Raw genomic sequence first — 20034 nt, 5'->3', positions numbered from 1 at the left:
TATGTTTTCTCGAATCAATGTTGATGCCTGTAAAACACCTACTTGTAAAAATATGGGTATATTAAATAGTCCGGATTATTTAACCCAAGGGAAGGAGATTCTGTGTAGAGAATGTGGATTTTTGTTCCCCATCATTTCTGAGTACTCGCTCAATCTCTTCCGTCAGTCGGCAAACCAGGCCTGGAAGGGATTGATTAAAGCTTGTCCTGGCTGCGGTAGTTCATCACTGAAAAAATATGGATTTTCCGCTCAAAGAGAGGCGCGACTATACTGCCTTGAGTGCCACAAAACGTTCGTTTCCCCAAGAGAACATAAGGCAGATATCCGTCAGGAAAACCTTGCCAGACTTATCCAGGAAGGCGCTTCGTTGTCTGATATTAGAGCGACACTTTCATTAGACAGCACGGGTCTAAACCGTGCGCTACAAAAATTATCCCGCAAGGTAAATGAGGCTGAACGAGAGTTCGTTTTTCCTGCGTTTGATCTGGCGATGAGTACGTGCGCTTTTCGGGTTAAATTTAATGGCGGCGACAACAGTTTGTATGCTCTGGTTACGGCGGAAGAGAGCAGTGGCAGGGTTATCGCTGTGACAACTAATTATTCCACGCAGCCTGTCGAAAACGAATATCAGTACATTTCTGAATACGAGGAACGTCTGCCGCCTGGGACGTTAGCGCATCTTGTCCAACGCAAAGAACTCATGACGATGCGGCGAAATACCCTATTTGATATCGACTATGGTCCCGCCACGCTTTACAAAAACGATCCCGGGATGTTGGTAAAACCGGTTCTTCCCGCGTACCGGCATTTTGAGCTGGTCAAAGAGCTTACGGATGAGCACTCCCTCAATGTTCAGCACGACATCGATCATGAGTGTTTTATATTAGGAGGATGTATGATGGCTAATCTGCAATCTGTGCGGCAAGGTCGTTGTCATATATCATTTGTAAGAGAAATGGGGGGTTCACCTCCGGATAAAGACTTTCCTTATCGAGTGTTCCTTAGTGGCGGAATACGTAATAATGTCTGGCGAGCCTTCTCAACACGCGGTTACTCTAAAGCCGTATGTAACCTCACAGGAAATAAAAAAACGAGTATGCTACGCTACGCTACCTTAACGGGCAGCACTAAATTTATTCAGTTTTTGCATACGCATCCGTTTTTCTTTCAGCTTAGCCGCCTGTCTCCTGCCAATGTTACGGTCGTACTGAATTATTTAAAATTTGAATATAATAAAAATATAATGCGATAACGGAATGTTTTTATTGATATTAATTGATACTTTTTGATTGCCTGATTGATACATCCCCAGTGTATTTATTTTGTTGTTCCGCTGTGGAACGATGAAATGAATACATTGGACACGCATAATGAAAAAGATTATTTCCCCCGATATTAAGTTGCCTACACCTCGTCCCGCTGTTAATCAGGAGATTGACAGCAATAATGAGATGGTTCTCAGTCATACAGCTGTTTATCAAGATTGTCTGGCTCGGATCACTGATGAGAATACGTTGGAAAATGCGGTCATTGTTCTAAACCCTTATGGTACAGCGCCTTTAAGTGCATATGCCGGTGTTTGGAGTGCTGAAGAACGTACTGTAACGCTGAAAATTCAGGATCTGGCGCAAAGCGCGATACAAGTCGTGCAAGATTTTACGTTGAATGTGGGGGCGAATCTGCTGCCTGTACTTGGCCTAGTGGCAGATGTCGATAACCAACTGGCTATTTTGGTTGATGAAGTCGTTATCGCCACTTATACGATAGCAACCCAACCTTTACCTGCAACGGATTCTGCAGATGTGCAGTTAGGGTTTCCTGTTATCAATGTGACTCAACCAGTGACTGACGCCGACCTGATTGCGCCGGGCTGCTATTTCATTACGCATTTCGACCGCTATAACTATGCTCTGGATCAGGATGGTGTGGTGCGTTGGTACGTGACACAGGACTTCCCGTCATTCAATTTGGTGCGCATTGATAACGGTCATTTCTTGGCTACATCAGAAGCTAAAAACACCTACCTTGAGATGTATGAGTTCGACATGATGGGACGGCTGTATACTTTTTATATTCTGGATAACCAATTCCACCACTCAATTTGGCAATGGGACAGTAATACCATCGTCGCGCCTTCCGAATATACCTCGGGCAGACCAGATTCACTGAAGACTAATGAAGATGGCGTCTCAGTTGTGGATTTATCTACCGGGCTGGAAATTGCCTATTACGACATGGCCGCTATTCTTGATACCTCACGTACAGCGAGACCAACGGGGACGGCACCTGGTGAAGATCCGACCGCTCAGGACTGGCTGCATATCAACCAAAGCTATGTTAATGAAACGAATAGTTTGCTGATCGCTTCAGGGCGTCATCAGAGCGCTGTTTTTGGCATCAGCCTCGAGACTGAATCGCTGCAGTTTATTATGTCCACGCATGAAGATTGGAGCGAGGAGTATAAGCCTTACCTTCTGACTCCGGTCGACAGTGATGGTGTCCCTCTTTATGACTTCAGCAATCAGGATGATGTGGATGCAGCAAACCGTGATTTTTGGTCGTGGGGACAACACAATGTGACTGAAGTGGCTAATGACGAACCAGGAATGGTCGAATTTATGGTATTCGACAATGGTAACTATCGCTCTCGTGTTGATAGTAAAAGCCTGCTTCCACCAGATAATTACAGCCGGGTTGTACACTTTATCGTTGATTTGAACGCAATGACGGTAATGCGCCCTTTTGAATACGGTAAGGAGTTGGGAGCTCGCGGTTATAGTAGTTGTGTAAGCGCCAAAGAGGTGTTGCAGAATGGCAACATCGTTGTGCATTTCGGCGATTGCACATTTGACGAAAATGGCCGAGCTATCTCTTGCCAGCCGGGGGATAGCGACATTATTGACCCGCAGGAAGGAAATGAAGCATTGGGGAATTTGCTTCTGCAAGAAATTGAACCGGTAACCAAGTCGGTGCTTTTTGAGGCGACAATGACCTCTGGTTACTATAAAAACGAGGAAGTGAATGGCGTAGGCTATCGCTATGACATCACCAGTTTCCGCGTTTATAAAATGGGACTGTATGCCTGATTAGGTCTCAGTGTTTTGCGCTCTATGCCCGACATCTGTTCGGGCTTTTTTATTCGTAAAAACCGATCTATTCATCATGAATAATCTAATTTTAACGAGCTTTCTGAAGGTGTAAGATAGTATTTACGAAGTATTCACCCAATAGAGAGAATAAAAGTGAAACATCTGCATCGTTTTTTTAGTAGTGACGCCTCGGGGGGCATCATTCTGATCATCGCTGCCGTGGTTGCTATGCTGATGGCAAATATCGGGGTTACCAGTGGATGGTACCACGCCTTTCTGGAAACGCCCGTTCAACTGCGGGTTGGCGCGCTTGAGATCAACAAAAATATGCTGCTGTGGATCAATGACGCGTTGATGGCGGTGTTCTTCCTGTTGATCGGTTTGGAAGTGAAGCGTGAGTTAATGCAAGGTTCGCTGGCCAGTCTGCGCCAGGCTGCGTTTCCGATCATTGCCGCTATCGGGGGCATGATTGTCCCGGCGCTGCTGTATCTGGCATTCAACTATGCTGACCCTATCACCCGTGAGGGTTGGGCGATCCCGGCGGCAACGGATATCGCTTTTGCATTAGGCGTGCTGGCGCTGTTGGGCAGCCGTGTCCCACTGGCGTTGAAAATCTTCCTGATGGCGCTGGCGATAATTGATGACCTCGGCGCTATTGTGATCATCGCGTTGTTCTACACCAGCGATCTCTCGCTGCTGTCGCTGGGCGTTGCCGCGTGCGCGATCCTTGTCCTGGCAGCATTGAATCTGTGCGGTGTAAGACGTACCGGTATTTATATTCTGGTTGGCGTAGTGCTGTGGACGGCCGTACTGAAGTCTGGCGTGCATGCAACTCTGGCGGGCGTGATCGTCGGTTTCTTCATCCCGTTGAAGGAAAAACACGGGCGTTCGCCGGCGAAGCGTCTGGAGCATGTTCTGCACCCGTGGGTGGCATACCTGATCCTACCGTTGTTTGCCTTCGCTAACGCGGGCGTCTCACTGCAGGGCGTCACCATTGATGGACTGACTTCGGTGTTACCGCTGGGGATCATTGCTGGCCTGTTAATCGGGAAACCACTGGGTATCAGCCTCTTTTGCTGGCTGGCGTTACGCTTCAGGATGGCGCAATTGCCGGAGGGAACGAATTTCCAGCAAATTATGGCGGTCGGTATTCTGTGCGGCATTGGCTTTACGATGTCGATTTTCATCGCCAGCCTGGCGTTTGGGACCGTCGATCCTGAGCTGATTAACTGGGCGAAACTAGGGATCCTGATCGGTTCTTTGCTGTCGGCGGTAATAGGTTACTGCTGGTTACGCACCCGGTTGAACGCAGCAGCCTGACGGGATAACCCTTTCGTGACAATTTTCAGGGAGAGTGTATGTCTCATATAAACTACAACCACCTGTACTACTTTTGGCATGTATATAAAGAAGGATCGGTGGTTGGTGCAGCAGAGGCGCTTTATCTGACACCGCAGACCATTACCGGGCAGATTAAAGCGCTTGAGGAACGCTTACAGGGAAAGTTGTTCAAGCGGAAGGGGCGTGGACTGGAGCCCAGCGAATTAGGCGAATTGGTTTTTCGTTATGCGGATAAGATGTTCACGCTAAGCCAGGAAATGCTGGATATCGTGAACTACCGCAAAGAGTCGAATTTACTGTTCGATGTCGGCGTGGCGGATGCGTTGTCCAAACAGCTGGTCAGCAGCGTGCTGAATGCTGCAGTCGTTGAAGATGAACAAATCCATCTGCGTTGTTTTGAATCAACGCACGAGATGCTGCTTGATCAGCTCAGCCAGCATAAACTGGATATGATTATCTCCGACTGCCCGATCGATTCTACGCAGCAGGAAGGGTTGTTCTCAGTGCGGATTGGCGAATGCAGCGTGAGCTTTTGGTGCACCCAGCCATTGCCTGAGAAACCATTTCCGGCCTGCCTCGAAGAGCGTCGATTGCTGATCCCTGGGCGCCGTTCGATGCTCGGGCGTAAGCTGTTGAACTGGATTAACTCACAAGGGCTGAACGTTGAAATCCTTGGCGAGTTTGATGATGCCGCGCTGATGAAAGCGTTCGGCGCAACGCATAACGCTATTTTTGTTGCGCCTACGCTTTACTCCCACAATTTCTATGCCGATGATTCAATTGTTGAAATTGGACGCGTAGAGAATGTGATGGAGGAGTATCACGCCATATTTGCGGAAAGAATGATCCAGCATCCAGCGGTGCAGCGTATTTGCAATGCGGACTACTCGGCATTATTTAAGCTGCAATCAGCCTGATCGTCGTAATGCTTCCGGCTGCGGTGGTTGCCTACAGCCGGAAGGATTCTACTGCTTTAATAAATTCCGGTACTGACCACCTTCGCGGATAAATACCGGAATTCTGTTCCGTGGCCAGCCGTTTTCACGCATCTCTCGATATCTCTTGGGGCGGTTATCCACCTTCGGCCAGACAGAGACTATCAGCTCAATGCCTAGTGAATGACGGTTGCTGTCGAATCCGGCTGCAAACGACGGGCATAAAAAAACCCGCTTACGCGGGTTTTTTCACAAAGCGACAACAAGCAGGCGATTAAGCCAGTTTGTTGATCTGTGCAGTCAGGTTTGCTTTATGACGTGCAGCTTTGTTTTTGTGGATCAGACCTTTAGCAGCCTGACGGTCCACGATCGGTTGCATTTCGTTAAATGCTTTCAGTGCAGTAGCTTTGTCGCCAGCTTCGATAGCTGCGTATACTTTCTTGATGAAAGTACGCATCATAGAGCGACGGCTAGCGTTGTGCTTGCGGGCCTTTTCAGACTGAACGGCGCGCTTCTTAGCTGATTTGATATTAGCCAAGGTCCAACTCCCAAATGTGTTCTATATGGACAATTCAAAGGCCGAGGAATATGCCCTTTTAGCCTTCTTTTGTCAATGGATTTGTGCAAATAAGCGCCGTTTAAATTGCAGCACTCGTTGCGTAGTGATGGCGCAGGATTCTACCAGCTTGCGGGGCGTGAATACAGCCTTTCCACGAGAAAAATTGCATTGGTGTGCCCGTGAAGGGCGTCAATTTGTTTCATAACGATGAAAACCATCCTCTTTCTGTTTCGTAGAAACAATCGCCGGTTAACGTTGAACGCGGTACAGGGTATACTTTCACGATTTTCACTGTTTTGAGCCAGACATGAAGCTGATACGAGGCATACATAATCTCAGTCAGGCCCCGCATGGGTGTGTGCTGACTATTGGTAATTTCGACGGCGTGCACCGTGGCCATCGTGCGTTGCTGCAGGGCTTACGGGAAGAAGGGCGCAAACGCAATTTACCGGTGATGGTGATGATTTTCGAGCCGCAGCCGCTGGAGCTGTTTGCGACGGACAAGTCACCTGCGCGCCTCACCCGTCTGCGGGAAAAACTGCGTTATCTGGCGGAGTGCGGCGTTGATTACGTGCTGTGCGTGCGTTTTGACAGGCGCTTCGCGGCATTAACGGCGCAGACCTTCATCAGCGATCTGCTGGTGAAGCGCCTTGGTGTACAATTTCTTGCCGTTGGTGATGATTTCCGCTTTGGCGCTAGCCGTGCGGGCGATTTCTTGTTATTACAGGAAGCGGGCGCTGAGTATGGTTTTGATATCACCAGCACCCAAACCTTCTGTGAAGGCGGTGTGCGCATCAGCAGCACCGCGGTACGTCAGGCGCTGGCGGAAGATAACCTGCAACTGGCCGAAAGCCTGCTTGGGCATCCTTTTACTATCTCAGGACGCGTAGTTCACGGTGACGAGTTAGGGCGCACTATCGGTTTTCCGACGGCAAACTTACCGCTTCGTCGCCAGGTTTCTCCGGTGAAAGGGGTTTATGCGGTTGAAGTAATGGGGCTGGGTGACAAACCTTTCCCCGGCGTCGCCAACATCGGCACACGCCCGACGGTAGCAGGCGTACGCCAACAGTTGGAAGTGCATCTATTGGACGTTGTAATGGACCTGTATGGTCGCCATATAGATGTAGTACTGCGTAAAAAAATACGCAGCGAACAGCGATTTGCCTCGCTGGATGAACTAAAAGCGCAGATTGCGCGTGATGAGTTGACTGCCCGTGAATTTTTTGGGCTAACAAAACCGGCTTAATGCCTATACGAGTTTTAAATACGGAACCGAGAATCTGATGAGTGACTATAAATCAACCCTGAATTTGCCGGAAACAGGGTTCCCGATGCGCGGCGATCTCGCCAAGCGTGAACCGGGAATGCTGGCGCGTTGGACTGATGATGACCTGTACGGCATCATTCGTGCGGCCAAAAAAGGCAAAAAAACCTTCATTCTGCATGATGGCCCTCCTTATGCGAATGGCAGCATTCATATTGGTCACTCGGTTAACAAGATTCTGAAAGACATTATCGTGAAGTCCAAAGGACTCACGGGATTCGACTCGCCTTACGTTCCGGGCTGGGACTGCCACGGCCTGCCTATCGAGCTGAAAGTAGAGCAGGAATACGGCAAGCCGGGCGAGAAGTTCACCGCCGCTGAGTTCCGCGCCAAATGCCGTGAATACGCAGCGACGCAGGTTGACGGTCAGCGTAAAGACTTTATCCGTCTTGGCGTGCTGGGCGACTGGTCGCATCCGTACCTGACCATGGACTTCAAAACTGAAGCCAACATCATTCGTGCGCTGGGTAAAATCATCGGCAACGGTCACCTGCACAAAGGTGCGAAGCCGGTGCACTGGTGCGTTGATTGCCGTTCCGCGCTGGCGGAAGCGGAAGTTGAGTATTATGACAAAACCTCCCCGTCCATCGACGTTGCGTTCCACGCCGCCGATCAGGACGCGGTAAAAGCGAAATTTAGCGTTTCTGACGTCAATGGCCCGATCTCACTGGTTATCTGGACTACCACCCCGTGGACGTTACCGGCGAACCGCGCAATCTCTCTGGCGCCTGATTTTGACTATGCGCTGGTGCAGATTGACGGGCAGGCTGTGATTCTGGCGAAGGATCTGGTTGAAAGCGTCATGCAGCGTATTGGTGCGGCTGAATACACTATTCTGGGCACCGTAAAAGGCGCCGAGCTGGAACTGCTGCGCTTTACCCATCCGTTTATGGGCTTTGACGTGCCGGCTATTCTTGGCGATCACGTTACGCTGGATGCGGGTACCGGTGCGGTCCATACCGCCGGCGGCCACGGTCCGGATGACTACGTCATTAGCCAGAAATACGGTCTGGAAATCGCTAACCCGGTTGGCCCGGACGGCGCATATCTGGCGGGTACCTATCCGGATCTGGACGGTGTGAACGTCTTTAAAGCCAACGACAAAATCGTTGCGCTGCTGAGCGATAAAGGCGCTCTGCTGCACGTTGAGAAGATGCAGCACAGCTACCCGTGCTGCTGGCGCCACAAATCGCCGATCATCTTCCGTGCGACTCCGCAGTGGTTCGTCAGCATGGATCAGAAAGGTCTGCGCGCACAGTCGCTAAAAGAGATCAAAGGCGTGCAATGGATCCCGGATTGGGGCCAGGCACGTATTGAATCGATGGTTGCCAACCGTCCTGACTGGTGTATCTCCCGTCAGCGTACGTGGGGTGTGCCGATGTCTCTGTTTGTTCACAAAGACACCGAAGAGCTGCATCCGCGTGCTATCGAATTGATGGAAGAAGTGGCCAAACGCGTTGAAGTTGACGGCATCCAGGCGTGGTGGGATCTCGACCCGAAAGATATCCTCGGCGATGAAGCTGACCAGTATGTCAAAGTCCCGGATACGCTGGACGTGTGGTTCGACTCCGGTTCAACCCACTCATCCGTTGTGGACGTGCGTCCTGAGTTTGCAGGCCATGCGGCAGATATGTATCTGGAAGGTTCTGACCAGCACCGCGGCTGGTTCATGTCTTCTCTGATGATCTCCACTGCAATGAAGGGCAAAGCGCCATACCGTCAGGTACTGACCCACGGTTTCACCGTTGATGGTCAGGGTCGCAAAATGTCCAAGTCTATCGGTAACACCGTAAGCCCGCAGGACGTAATGAACAAACTGGGCGCGGATATTCTGCGTCTGTGGGTCGCTTCTACCGACTATACCGGCGAAATGGCCGTTTCTGACGAAATCCTGAAACGTGCTGCCGACAGCTATCGTCGTATCCGTAACACCGCACGCTTCCTGCTGGCGAACCTGAACGGGTTCGATCCGGTAAAAGATATGGTGAAACCGGAAGAGATGGTGGTGCTGGATCGCTGGGCGGTAGGTTGTGCACAAGCGGCGCAGGAAGAGATCCTGAAAGCTTATGAAGCCTATGACTTCCACGAAGTAGTACAGCGCCTGATGCGCTTCTGCTCCGTAGAAATGGGTTCGTTCTACCTCGACATCATCAAAGACCGTCAGTACACCGCGAAAGCGGACAGCGTGGCGCGTCGTAGTTGCCAGACTGCGCTGTTCCATATTGCAGAAGCGCTGGTACGCTGGATGGCGCCGATCATGTCCTTCACCGCTGATGAAATCTGGGGTTACCTGCCGGGCGATCGTGAGAAGTACGTCTTTACCGGTGAATGGTACGAAGGTCTGTTTGGCTTAGGCGAAACCGAAGCGATGAACGATGCCTACTGGGACGAGTTGCTGAAAGTGCGCGGCGAAGTGAACAAGGTCATCGAGCAGGCACGTGCGGATAAGAAAGTCGGTGGTTCGCTGGAAGCGGCGGTTACTCTGTACGCTGAACCAGAACTGGCGGCGAAACTGACCGCGCTGGGCGAAGAGTTGCGCTTTGTTCTGCTGACCTCCGGTGCGACGGTTGCGGATTATGCAGCGGCTCCTGCTGACGCTCAGCAGAGCGAACTGCTTAAAGGTCTGAAAATCGTACTGAGCAAAGCCGAAGGTGAGAAATGTCCGCGCTGCTGGCATTACACTACCGATGTCGGCCAGGTGGCGGAACATGCAGATATCTGCGGACGCTGTGTCAGCAACATCGCCGGTGATGGCGAACAACGTAAGTTTGCCTGATGAGTAAGCCTCTTTGTTCAACAGGACTACGCTGGCTGTGGCTGGTGGTAGTCGTGCTGATTATCGATTTAGGCAGCAAATACCTGATCCTCCAGAACTTTGCTCTGGGGGATACGGTGTCGCTGTTCCCGTCGCTTAATCTGCACTACGCGCGTAACTATGGTGCGGCGTTTAGCTTCTTAGCCGATAGCGGTGGTTGGCAACGTTGGTTCTTTGCCGGTATCGCCATTGGTATCTGCGTTATCCTGATGGTGATGATGTATCGCTCGAAGGCGACGCAGAAGCTAAACAACATCGCGTATGCGTTAATCATTGGCGGTGCGCTGGGCAACCTGTTCGACCGCCTGTGGCACGGCTTCGTGGTTGATATGATTGACTTTTACGTCGGTGACTGGCATTTCGCGACATTCAACCTTGCTGATACGGCGATCTGTATCGGTGCGGCATTGATTGTCCTCGAAGGCTTCTTACCGTCGAAAGAGAAAAAAGCCGCATAAAAAATGCCGGATGGCGCTATGCTAATCCGGCCTACAATATACTGCGATTCTTGTGGGCCCGGTAAGCGTAGCGCTATCGGGCAAACAGGCGGCAGCAATTTTAAAGAGCAACCTGCATGTCTAAATCAGTACAGAGTAACAGTGCGGTGCTGGTGCACTTCACCCTTAAGCTCGACGATGGCTCCACCGCAGAGTCAACCCGCAATAACGGCAAGCCTGCGCTGTTTCGCCTGGGCGACGGTTCTCTGTCTGAAGGACTGGAACAACACCTGCTGGGGTTAAAAGAAGGTGATAAAACCACTTTTGCTCTGGAGCCGGATGCCGCCTTCGGCGTGTCAAGCCCGGACTTAATTCAGTATTTCTCGCGTCGGGAATTTATGGACGCGGGCGAGCCAGAAATTGGCGCTATCATGCTCTTTACCGCAATGGACGGCAGTGAGATGCCTGGTGTGATCCGCGAAATCAATGGTGACTCGATCACGGTTGATTTCAACCATCCGCTGGCCGGGCATACCGTTCATTTTGATATTGAAGTGCTGGAAGTCGAACCGGCACTGGAGGCGTAAAATGCAGATCCTGTTGGCCAACCCGCGCGGTTTTTGCGCTGGCGTAGACCGCGCTATCAGCATTGTGGAAAACGCGCTGGCTATTTACGGCGCACCGATTTATGTCCGTCATGAAGTGGTGCATAACCGCTATGTGGTGGATAGCCTGCGCGAGCGCGGCGCTATTTTTATTGAGCAAATCAGTGAAGTACCGGATGGCGCGATCCTGATTTTCTCCGCTCATGGTGTGTCTCAGGCGGTGCGTAACGAAGCCAAAGGCCGCGACCTCACGGTTTTTGATGCGACCTGCCCGCTGGTAACGAAAGTGCATATGGAAGTTGCCCGCGCTAGCCGTCGCGGTGAAGAGTCAATTTTAATTGGTCACGCCGGGCATCCGGAAGTTGAAGGCACGATGGGCCAGTACAGTAACCCGCAGGGGGGAATGTATCTGGTCGAATCACCTGAAGATGTGCTGAAACTGAATGTAAAAAATGAAGGCAAATTGTCCTTCATGACGCAGACTACTCTCTCCGTTGATGACACCTCTGACGTTATTGACGCGTTGCGAAGCCGTTTCCCGAAAATTGTCGGGCCGCGCAAAGACGATATCTGTTATGCCACGACCAACCGCCAGGAAGCGGTCCGTGCGCTGGCAGAGCAGGCCGATGTTGTGCTGGTGGTCGGCTCGAAAAACTCTTCTAACTCCAACCGTCTGGCTGAACTGGCCCAACGAATGGGGAAAGCGGCGTATCTGATTGACGATGCGACCGATATCCAGGAAGCGTGGGTGAAAGAAGCCAGGTGCGTGGGCGTGACGGCCGGTGCCTCGGCGCCTGATATCCTGGTTCAAAACGTGATTGCTCGCCTGCAGGAGCTTGGCGGTGGGGAAGCTATTCCGCTGGCAGGGCGTGAAGAAAACATCGTTTTCGAAGTACCGAAAGAGCTGCGTGTGGATGTTCGTGAAGTAGAGTAAGTCTTTCCGGTTACGATTATGAGAAGATGCCAGACTTAACGTCTGGCATTTTTTTATGGAGAAACCATGCGCTTACCGATCATTCTTGATACCGATCCCGGCATTGATGATGCAGCCGCTATTGCCGCCGCGCTGTTTGCCCCTGAGCTGGATCTGCAACTGATGACCACGGTAGCAGGTAATGTGTCGGTGGAAAAAACCACCCGTAATGCATTGCAACTGCTGCACTTCTGGAATGCGGATATTCCACTGGCGCAGGGGGCATCGATGCCGCTGGTGAGACCGCTACGAGATGCCGCTTCCGTACACGGTGAATCAGGTATGGAAGGGTATGAATTTGTCGAACATGACCGCCAGGTGATGGCAAAACCTGCCTTCCAGGCCATTCGCGATGCGTTGATGCATGCCCCGCAGCCTGTGACGCTGGTGGCAATTGGCCCCCTGACCAACATTGCGCTGCTGCTGACTCATTATCCTGAATGCATATTCAACATTCACCGTCTGGTGATTATGGGCGGTTCTGCCGGGCGCGGGAACTTCACGCCAAACGCCGAGTTTAATATTGCTATTGATCCCGAGGCCGCCGCAAAAGTCTTCCAGAGCGGGCTGGAGATTGTGATGTGTGGGCTGGATGTCACTAATCAGGCCATGCTCACGCCTGACTATCTGGCGACGTTGCCGCAGCTTAACCAGACGGGAAAAATGCTGCACGCGCTGTTTAGCCATTACCGTAGCGGCAGTATGAATACGGGGCTACGAATGCACGACCTGTGCGCTATTGCCTGGCTGGTGCGCCCGGAACTGTTTACCCTGCAGCCGTGCTTCGTGGCGGTTGAAACCCAGGGTGAATATACCTCGGGTACGACGGTGGTGGACATTGAAGGACGTTTAGGGCATCCGGCAAATGCCCTGGTCGCGCTGGGGCTGGACGTTGAGGGATTCCAGCAGTGGGTGGCAGAGGTACTGACGCTGGCACCTTGAGGCTGTGATCCGGCCCGCAATATGCAGATAGCGATAGCAGGTTAATCGATTAATCTGCTAATCTGATCCTGTTGTTCTCCTCGGGCCGGAGACACATATGAACCTTTCTTTTATCCAGCCACCGCAGGTGGCGTGGGCAAGCGGCGCTTTAGCTGATGGCCTGTTATTGCGTAAATCCACCCGTATTGAGGATCTTCCAGACGTTTTTGCCGATGAACACGCCCGTCAACAGCTGGCTGGCGAGCAGGTCGTGTATGACGTCGAGATGCTGGATACCTCTCCCGCTGAAGGTGAACTCTACACCGGTGTTACCCATCTTTACCCTGGCCGGGTCGGCTGTGAGTATTTTATGACCCGCGGGCATTTCCATGCGCGCCGCGAACAGGGGGAAGTCTATTTTGGTCTGCGTGGCACCGGTTTGCTGCTGTTGCAAACTGAGCAGGGCGACGCGAGGCTGGAAAAAGTATTCGCGGGATCTGTCCACATTATCCCCGGCTTTACCGCGCATCGGTTAATCAACACCGGGGAAGAGGTTCTGTCGGCGCTCGCCGTATGGCCAGGGATTGCGGGTCATGATTATGCAGCGCTCGCCAGCGGCTTCAGAATAAGGGTCTTTGAGGAAAATAAGACGGTTCAGGCGAAGGAGGTACAGAATGGGTGACTTAGCGCATTCTTACGGCCTGGATATGACGGTCCATCATCACCCGCTTGGTTTTAGCTATGGGGATGAGGTTACCGGGCCGATGCCGGAGATTCGTCAACTCGACCAGATTCGCGCCTCGCTGCGCGATCCGCACTGTGAAGGGCCGCAAGAGGTGTATGCCATAGCGATGGATGTGGCGCGAATGCAGGATCGCGAAGAGTTGAAAAAGCGGATGCTGTTGTTTGGTGTGGTGACCTATGCGGCGGGACGGCTGGGAGAAGAGCCGGTGCGTAGTCAGGGACATATTCATCGTATTAGTCAGCACAGCGGCTGGTCTCCGCCGGAGCTTTATGAAATCTGGCAGGGAAAAGCGATCATTTATATGCAGGAATATGTTGAGGACGACCCAGGCCGCTGTTTTGCTGTAATTGCCGGACCCCGGTGAGAAAGTGTTGGTACCACCCGGTTGGGGGCATGCGACTATATCCGCAGACCCGGATGTACCGTTAACCTTTGGCGCGTGGTGCGATCGTGAATATGGTTTTGAGTACGACGCTGTGCGTGCGCATAAAGGACTGGCATGGTATCCGCTGCTGCAGGGCAACAACGTTATCTGGCAGCATAATCCGCGTTACATCCCTGGACGACTGCAGGCCGTTACGCCCAGACAATATACGGAATTCTCGATTACCTCCGCACCTGTTTATCAACAATTCATCGAGGACCCGGCGCGTTTCCAATTTATCTCACGCCCGGACAAGCACCCCGAGCTGTGGCAAAACTTTCATCCATAAAAAAACCGGGGCATAGCCCCGGTTGTACCGTTTTCTGTGTGTTATCCCGCAAACAGGCCCGTGGCAACGCCGAGGGCGGCCAGTATCAACAGTAAAATCATCGCTTTCACTGGTGACACACCGCGCTTGGCCATCAGATACCAGGTACCAAGCACCACAATCAGCGGCAGTAACTGCGGGAAGATACCGTCCAGCATCTGTTGAACATGGATATTCACCCCATCTTTGGTAATAAACTCCAGTCCGGTGCCAAGTTTAACGTAGCTGGCCGCCACGCCCCCCATGACAAACACACCCAGCAGCGATAACGCTTCACGCAGACGGGCAGACTTGCTGCTCACCAGCATTTCCACCGAGCCAGAACCCATTTTGTAGCCTTTCAGGAACAAGAACCACGAACCGGGAATGATGATGGCCAGCCAGGCAACGGTATAAAACAGCGGCCCGAGAATGTTACCGCCGGCCGCCAGGGCCATGCCGATGCTGAGCAGGATAGGGATCAGCATGCCAGGGATCATTGAATCGCCGATCCCGGCAATAGGGCCCATCAGGCCAACCTTCAGGGTATTGATGGTCTCCCCATCGATCGGCTCACCGTTCGCTTTTTTCTCCTCCAGCCCTAGCACCATACCGTTTACGATCGCGCCTATCTGGGGCTCCGTATTATAGAATGAGGCATGACGGCGCAGCATTTCAGTACGTTGGGCTGCGTCGGGATAGAGCTTTTTCGCCACCGGAAGCATACTCAGACAAAAGCCAAAAGATTCCAGACGTTCAAAACTCATCGATGACAAGTTGTGCATCATCCATGCGCGCCAGCAGCGGCGAAGATCTTTACGCGTAAGTGTACGTTCTTCCATCAGAATTCATCCTCATCATCATCGGCTACCGACTTTGCATTCGCGGCCTGCGGCGGTTCCGGTTTGTAGTTGTAATGGATCAACGCCAACAGCGAACCGACGATCACCAGCGCGACCATGTTGAGTTTTAAAAATACGATGCAGACAAAACCGACGAGGAAGTAGATCAGCATGGTGTAGTTTTTGATGATCTGCTTCAGCAAAATCGCGATCCCGACGGCGGGTAAAATGCCGCCCAGTACGTTCATCGTTGACAGAACTATTTTCGGCAAGCTGTCCATAAAACCGCTGATGTATTGCGCGCCGAAGTAAACCGCAATAAAAGTTGGTACAAAACGCAGGACAAAGTTTGTCACCTGTGGCCAGATGGCGCTGTTCAGGTAAATACCGCGTTCGTCGCCCCGTTCCAGCGCCACATCTGCCCGGTGATTCCAGAAGGAGTTCAGTACCATCATCGCGTTAAACAAAATGGTTCCGGCGATACCGATGGTCGCAGCCAGCGCGACCGCGACCTCGGGGCCTTTTCCTGAAAGGATCCCTAGGGCGATTGCGGGGTAAGCAACAAAGTTGAGATCGGCCGGCATCGAACCGCCAGGCGTTACCATCGCGATATACACCGCCTGAACCGCGACGCCAATCATGATCCCGGTTTTAATGTCGCCGAGAATAATCCCGACCAGCATTCCGGAAATCAGCGGGCGGGTGATCAGATACCAGCCGCCGGTCAGCCCCAGAAGCCAGGGACTGCTGAGGGCGCCGAGATAGCAAAGTATGCCAATCAACGTAGCTTCGATAATCATCGTGCGCTCCTTATTTCAGCTTCTGACGTGCGTCCTGCCAGCTGTAGCAACTGGCATCAGGAACCAGGCGAAACTCAACCAGGTGCCCATGTTGCGTCAGCCAGTCAAAGGCGGCAATTTCATCCCCGTTGACCGACTGATTCGGGCCGATGGTGGTGGTATCAGCACGCGCGCTCATCGGACCTACATTAATCTTGCCGTTGGCATTTTTCAGGCTGATACCTGCTTCTTCAATGCGTTTGAGCGTGACGGGGGATTTGCCAATGACGAAATAACGTTTCTCGCTGGCAATGACTTTTGGCAATTTTTCAATCGCGGTGGCCGTATCAAACAACCAAACTTTGGTGTCCTGTACGGCGCCTTTCATCACCGAAGAGAGCAAAGGGTCGGCCGCGACGGCGTCGTCTATAGCGACGATCCCATCACAGGGCAGCTCTTTGGCCCAACGTGTCACGAGCTGCCCATGGATTACGCGGTCATCGATACGTACAAAAGAAATACTCATAGTGTTTTCCTTTAAAAATCGTCGGACTGAACGGATAAAACCGGGGCGGCTTTAATCAGCGTGGGTATCGTCAGCGCCAACAGCTCGACGGCTGCGGCGTGAACATCCGTTAAATGGCAAATCTCCTCGCTTTGTAACAGCATCGGGAAATTGACCCCCGCTACGACGGCAACGGGAGGAACCGTTTGTGAAGAAAAAGCATGATGACAGGCGACATTCCACGGCGTACCGCTTTGCATGTCACACAGCACCAGTACGCCGTCAGCGTCTTTTCCGGCACTGGTGAGAACCTGTGAGAACGTCGCTTTAAACCCTTCGATACCTGCCTGTTCACTCAGCGTGACGGGGTAAATATGCGGTAATTCTCCATAAACCATACGACCGCTGGCGAGAAGCGCGTCCGCCAGGGGACCATGGGTGGCAACAATTACGTTAATCATGCGCTTATCCTCTAACCCAGGCTTTAATCGTGGCGAGCTGTTGACCGACGCCTTTGCCAAACGGCGAAATACGATATTCTCCGACGGCGGCAGGGATGATAAAGGTCTCTGCATAGTTGACGACAAACGGGGGAAACGCGCCGCTCGGGCTTTCAACAACGGCCTGCGCACCTTCGACCAGGTTCAGGACGTTGACGCCGCCATGGGTATGGTGAGTGACCGGTGCCGTAAACCAATGGCGACGCGTTTCGATAAATTCGCGTTCGTGCATTCCGGTTCTTTCTTCCCGCCAACCCTCTCCTTCAGCCAGGGGTTCAATACGGTTGACGAGGTTGTCGTGCACCCATTGCGTGTCGCGCTGCCAGTCAATAACCTGCTGACCGTGATCCAGATGCACCGGACGCGGTAAGCCGTCTAACCCTAAGCGGCCCCAATCCCACAGCTTGAAGGTGAAGATATAGGGCGTTGCGCTGATCTCCAGCACCATGGTTCCTGCACCCGAGCAGTGTACGGTTCCGGCAGGGATCAGGAAGTGATCGTGTTTATGTGCAGGGATCTGGTTAACGAATCGTTCATCATCAAAGGTTTTTTCGCCACGACCCGCGGCCCGGAGGTCGTCGAGCATATCCTGCGGTGCGATCCCGGTTTTGGTCCCGAGATACACCACGGCGTCCGGCTCGGCTTCGAGAATGTAATAGCTCTCATCCTGGGTATAGTGCATACCAAACTGCTGTTGAATGTACTCCGTGAGCGGATGAACCTGAAAGCTCAAATTCTGGCCGCCAATAGTGTCGAGGAAGTCAAAACGGATCGGGAATTCCGCGCCAAAGCGTGCGTGAACTTTTTCACCCAGCAGGGGGCGGGGACAGGTCAGCACCAGATCCTGAGAGGGGATCTCGATCCGCACGTTGCCAAAACGCAGTAACAGGCTGTTTTCCTCGGGCACGCAATCAAAACACCACGCGTAATTGGGGGCTGAGGGATCGAGATCGAAGCGTTGTTTCATCCATTGCCCGCCCCAGACGCCTGGGTCAAAGAAAGGGGCAACGCGAAACGGTTGTTCGGTGGTTTGTTGCAGACCGGCGCGTAACGCGTCGCCGCTGACCATCGTGGGACTATTTTCTACCGTGGTATCGAGCAAATAATCGGCGCGTTTGAGTAACGGCGTTTTGTGTTTGTCGAATACCCGCCATTCAATGAAAAAAGCACGTTTGTAACGACGAAGAATATCTTCATCCTGGTTTTCTGCACCCCAGTTACCCAGCCCGTTATGACGCATACGCTGTTGAATTTCCCAGCGCGGAAGATCGGCATAAACCAGTACGTCACCAGGGTGTGCCAGCGCAGCGCCCGAGCCGTACACCACAACCAGCCCTGAGGTAACGGCATCAATCTGTTGGCGGAGTTGGCTGAGTTTGTCGCTATCAAAAAATTCATCCAGGTGATGACAGGAGAGAACGCCGAATACGCGATCGTCGGTAAGGTTACGCGCCAGTAAATCATGCAGGGCCTGCTCATCGCGGCGGGCGGATTCAATATTTAGCACCAGTGCGGTATCTAATGTCGTAACAAGCTGTTGCTCCAGCTCGTCAAGCCGCACGCCCGGATAGCAATCCACGATCAATACGGTTTTGGCGGCGGTAGAAACCCTGGTGTTAAGCACTGAATGAATTGACGACCAACCCTGCCAGGCGTGGTTGTCATAGCCCTGAACGTTAACCTCAGGGAATTTATTATAGGTTGTACGCATATTCTGTCTCCGTGTTGGCTTATTTAAGATTAATCGATTAACCTTATTTTCATAGTGTGGTTAACGCGATTAACCCGCCATAATCAGAATCCAGTGCGGTGAAATGCACGTTAGCGTGATGTGAATCACACGTAAAAAGGCAATATTTCGGTTATTCGATTAACCTTCGAAATAAACAGGAGAGGTCATGACTACAGTCACGCTGGCGCAGGTTGCTGAACGCGCGGGAGTCTCCACGGCAACCGTTTCAATGGTGTTGCGTAACCGGGGGCGCATTTCTCAGGCCACACGTGACAGGGTGCTCAAAGCGCTGGACGATGCCGGCTACGTTTATAATCAAACCGCCGCCAACCTGCGTAACCGGAGCAGTAATCAGGTCGGATTGTTGTTACACGATATCACTAACCCTTTTTACGGTGAGATGACTGCAGGGCTAAGCCATGAGATGGAGCGGCATGACCTGCTTCTGTTTCTGGCAAACAGTGAAGAGTCAGGAGAAAGGCAGCAAAAATTTGTCGACTCGTTGATGCGCAATAATGCCTGCGGCATGGTGCTCTGCGCGGCGCGCGAAACACCGACCTCCTTCTTCGAGGCGCTGAAAAGGCGCAATATTCCCGCCATCATGGTGGTTCGCCCTCTTAGCGATCCTGATTTTGATTTTGTGGGAACCGATAACTTTCTCGGTACGCAAATGGCCACCACCCATTTAGTCAAAATGGGGCATAAGAATATTGCGTTTATCGGTGGTAGCCCAAGTTCCGGGAGCCGGGCACAGCGTATCGGTGGATTCACCAGCACGTTGCTGGAGCAGGGAATATCGCCGAATCCGCAATGGATAGTGGCGACGCAGGCCAGCCAGATTGACGGCGCAAAAGTGGCAGAGTCGCTTCTTATGCGGTTCCCGGAAATTACCGCCGCCGTTTGTTATCAGGATATTGTGGCGCTTGGGGTTATGCAGGCATTACGCAAAATGGGGCGTGAACCAGGGCGCGATTTTGCGCTGGTGGGGTTCGATGACATCACCGAAGCGGCGCTGGTACAACCTGCGCTCACCACCGTGTCGGTGGCCGCAAAAGAGATAGGTCGCAAGGCTGGGGAGCTACTTTATAGTCGCATTCAGGGAAATGACGAACCTCCGAAACGCATTATTCTGCCACCTGCGCTGGTGGTCAGAGAATCATGTGGTTTTCGCTGATCGTCATGCCTTTTACTGATATCTCTG

18 protein-coding genes and 2 pseudogenes are annotated in these 20034 nt (G+C 52.2%); 14 read left to right on the top strand and 6 right to left on the bottom strand.

The window, feature by feature from the left end; translation table 11 throughout:
* Position 1: 1 nt before the first annotated feature.
* The 4 genes from HV237_RS20235 to nhaR all read left to right on the top strand — a co-directional run bounded on the left by HV237_RS20235 (position 2) and on the right by nhaR (position 5347).
* On the top strand, positions 2-1252 hold the full coding sequence (locus tag HV237_RS20235) for a hypothetical protein (protein WP_047358354.1): 1251 nt from the start codon (positions 2-4) through the stop codon (positions 1250-1252).
* A 118-nt stretch (positions 1253-1370) separates the two neighbouring features.
* Positions 1371-3086, top strand: coding sequence for an aryl-sulfate sulfotransferase (locus HV237_RS20230; protein ID WP_046274470.1), 1716 nt, complete (start codon positions 1371-1373; stop codon positions 3084-3086).
* Positions 3087-3242: 156 nt separating this feature from the next.
* On the top strand, positions 3243-4409 hold the full coding sequence (gene nhaA, locus HV237_RS20225) for a Na+/H+ antiporter NhaA (RefSeq protein WP_016151635.1): 1167 nt from the start codon (positions 3243-3245) through the stop codon (positions 4407-4409).
* 38 nt (positions 4410-4447) lie between these two features.
* A complete protein-coding gene (gene nhaR / locus HV237_RS20220) occupies positions 4448-5347 on the top strand; it encodes a transcriptional activator NhaR (RefSeq protein ID WP_016151636.1) in 900 nt (299 codons plus the stop codon).
* A gap of 292 nt (positions 5348-5639) precedes the next feature.
* Here nhaR and rpsT read toward each other — a convergent pair whose 3' ends face one another.
* Entirely contained in the window at positions 5640-5903 is a 264-nt protein-coding gene (gene rpsT, locus HV237_RS20215; protein WP_003018940.1) for a 30S ribosomal protein S20, read from the bottom strand.
* A 105-nt stretch (positions 5904-6008) separates the two neighbouring features.
* Here rpsT and HV237_RS26225 point away from each other — a divergent pair.
* From HV237_RS26225 to HV237_RS20175, 9 genes and pseudogenes are all read left to right on the top strand, one after another.
* Positions 6009-6224: pseudogene (locus HV237_RS26225) on the top strand (DUF2575 domain-containing protein).
* 7 nt (positions 6225-6231) lie between these two features.
* A complete protein-coding gene (ribF, locus tag HV237_RS20210; protein WP_016155656.1) occupies positions 6232-7170 on the top strand; it encodes a bifunctional riboflavin kinase/FAD synthetase in 939 nt (312 codons plus the stop codon).
* Positions 7171-7207: 37 nt separating this feature from the next.
* Positions 7208-10024, top strand: coding sequence for an isoleucine--tRNA ligase (gene ileS / locus HV237_RS20205; protein WP_047358353.1), 2817 nt, complete (start codon positions 7208-7210; stop codon positions 10022-10024).
* A complete protein-coding gene (gene lspA / locus HV237_RS20200; RefSeq protein WP_003018932.1) occupies positions 10024-10521 on the top strand; it encodes a signal peptidase II in 498 nt (165 codons plus the stop codon). Before ileS ends, lspA begins: the two co-directional genes overlap by 1 nt.
* Positions 10522-10637: 116 nt before the next feature.
* On the top strand, positions 10638-11087 hold the full coding sequence (gene fkpB, locus HV237_RS20195; RefSeq protein WP_003018929.1) for an FKBP-type peptidyl-prolyl cis-trans isomerase: 450 nt from the start codon (positions 10638-10640) through the stop codon (positions 11085-11087).
* Position 11088: 1 nt separating this feature from the next.
* The gene (gene ispH / locus HV237_RS20190; RefSeq protein WP_016155658.1) at positions 11089-12039 is read left to right on the top strand and encodes a 4-hydroxy-3-methylbut-2-enyl diphosphate reductase; all 951 of its coding nucleotides are present in this window, start codon (positions 11089-11091) and stop codon (positions 12037-12039) included.
* Positions 12040-12105: 66 nt separating this feature from the next.
* The gene (gene rihC / locus HV237_RS20185) at positions 12106-13020 is read left to right on the top strand and encodes a ribonucleoside hydrolase RihC (RefSeq protein WP_047358352.1); all 915 of its coding nucleotides are present in this window, start codon (positions 12106-12108) and stop codon (positions 13018-13020) included.
* Between the two features lie 97 nt (positions 13021-13117).
* Entirely contained in the window at positions 13118-13681 is a 564-nt protein-coding gene (locus HV237_RS20180) for a glucose-6-phosphate isomerase family protein (RefSeq protein WP_016151641.1), read from the top strand.
* A pseudogene (locus HV237_RS20175) lies at positions 13674-14457 on the top strand (glucose-6-phosphate isomerase family protein). The gene HV237_RS20180 and the pseudogene HV237_RS20175 overlap by 8 nt, the downstream one beginning before the upstream one ends.
* 41 nt (positions 14458-14498) lie before the next feature.
* Here HV237_RS20175 and HV237_RS20170 read toward each other — a convergent pair.
* From HV237_RS20170 to HV237_RS20150, 5 genes are read right to left on the bottom strand one after another with little or no spacing between them, the layout of a single operon-like run.
* A complete protein-coding gene (locus HV237_RS20170; protein ID WP_016151643.1) occupies positions 14499-15317 on the bottom strand; it encodes a PTS system mannose/fructose/sorbose family transporter subunit IID in 819 nt (272 codons plus the stop codon).
* Positions 15317-16117: a PTS sugar transporter subunit IIC gene (locus HV237_RS20165; protein ID WP_016151644.1), complete on the bottom strand. Its 801-nt coding sequence runs from the start codon at positions 16115-16117 to the stop codon at positions 15317-15319. Before HV237_RS20165 ends, HV237_RS20170 begins: the two co-directional genes overlap by 1 nt.
* A gap of 10 nt (positions 16118-16127) precedes the next feature.
* A complete protein-coding gene (locus HV237_RS20160) occupies positions 16128-16622 on the bottom strand; it encodes a PTS sugar transporter subunit IIB (protein ID WP_003837349.1) in 495 nt (164 codons plus the stop codon).
* Between the two features lie 11 nt (positions 16623-16633).
* Positions 16634-17062 (bottom strand): PTS fructose transporter subunit IIA, encoded by a 429-nt coding sequence (locus tag HV237_RS20155; RefSeq protein WP_047358350.1) that lies wholly within the window; start codon positions 17060-17062, stop codon positions 16634-16636.
* A 4-nt stretch (positions 17063-17066) separates the two neighbouring features.
* Positions 17067-18812 carry a class I mannose-6-phosphate isomerase gene (locus HV237_RS20150; protein WP_047358349.1) on the bottom strand — a complete coding sequence of 582 codons (1746 nt, stop codon included), beginning with the start codon at positions 18810-18812 and terminating at the stop codon, positions 17067-17069.
* Positions 18813-18999: 187 nt separating this feature from the next.
* Here HV237_RS20150 and HV237_RS20145 point away from each other — a divergent pair, with 187 nt between their 5' ends.
* Positions 19000-20007, top strand: a complete 1008-nt coding sequence (locus HV237_RS20145) for a LacI family DNA-binding transcriptional regulator (RefSeq protein ID WP_016151647.1) — start codon at positions 19000-19002, stop codon at positions 20005-20007.
* Positions 20008-20034 lie beyond the last annotated feature (27 nt).

This window comes from Citrobacter sp. RHBSTW-00570 (genome assembly GCF_013739755.1).
Taxonomy (GTDB): domain Bacteria; phylum Pseudomonadota; class Gammaproteobacteria; order Enterobacterales; family Enterobacteriaceae; genus Citrobacter; species Citrobacter braakii.
This window is presented reverse-complemented; position numbering and strand designations above follow the sequence as displayed.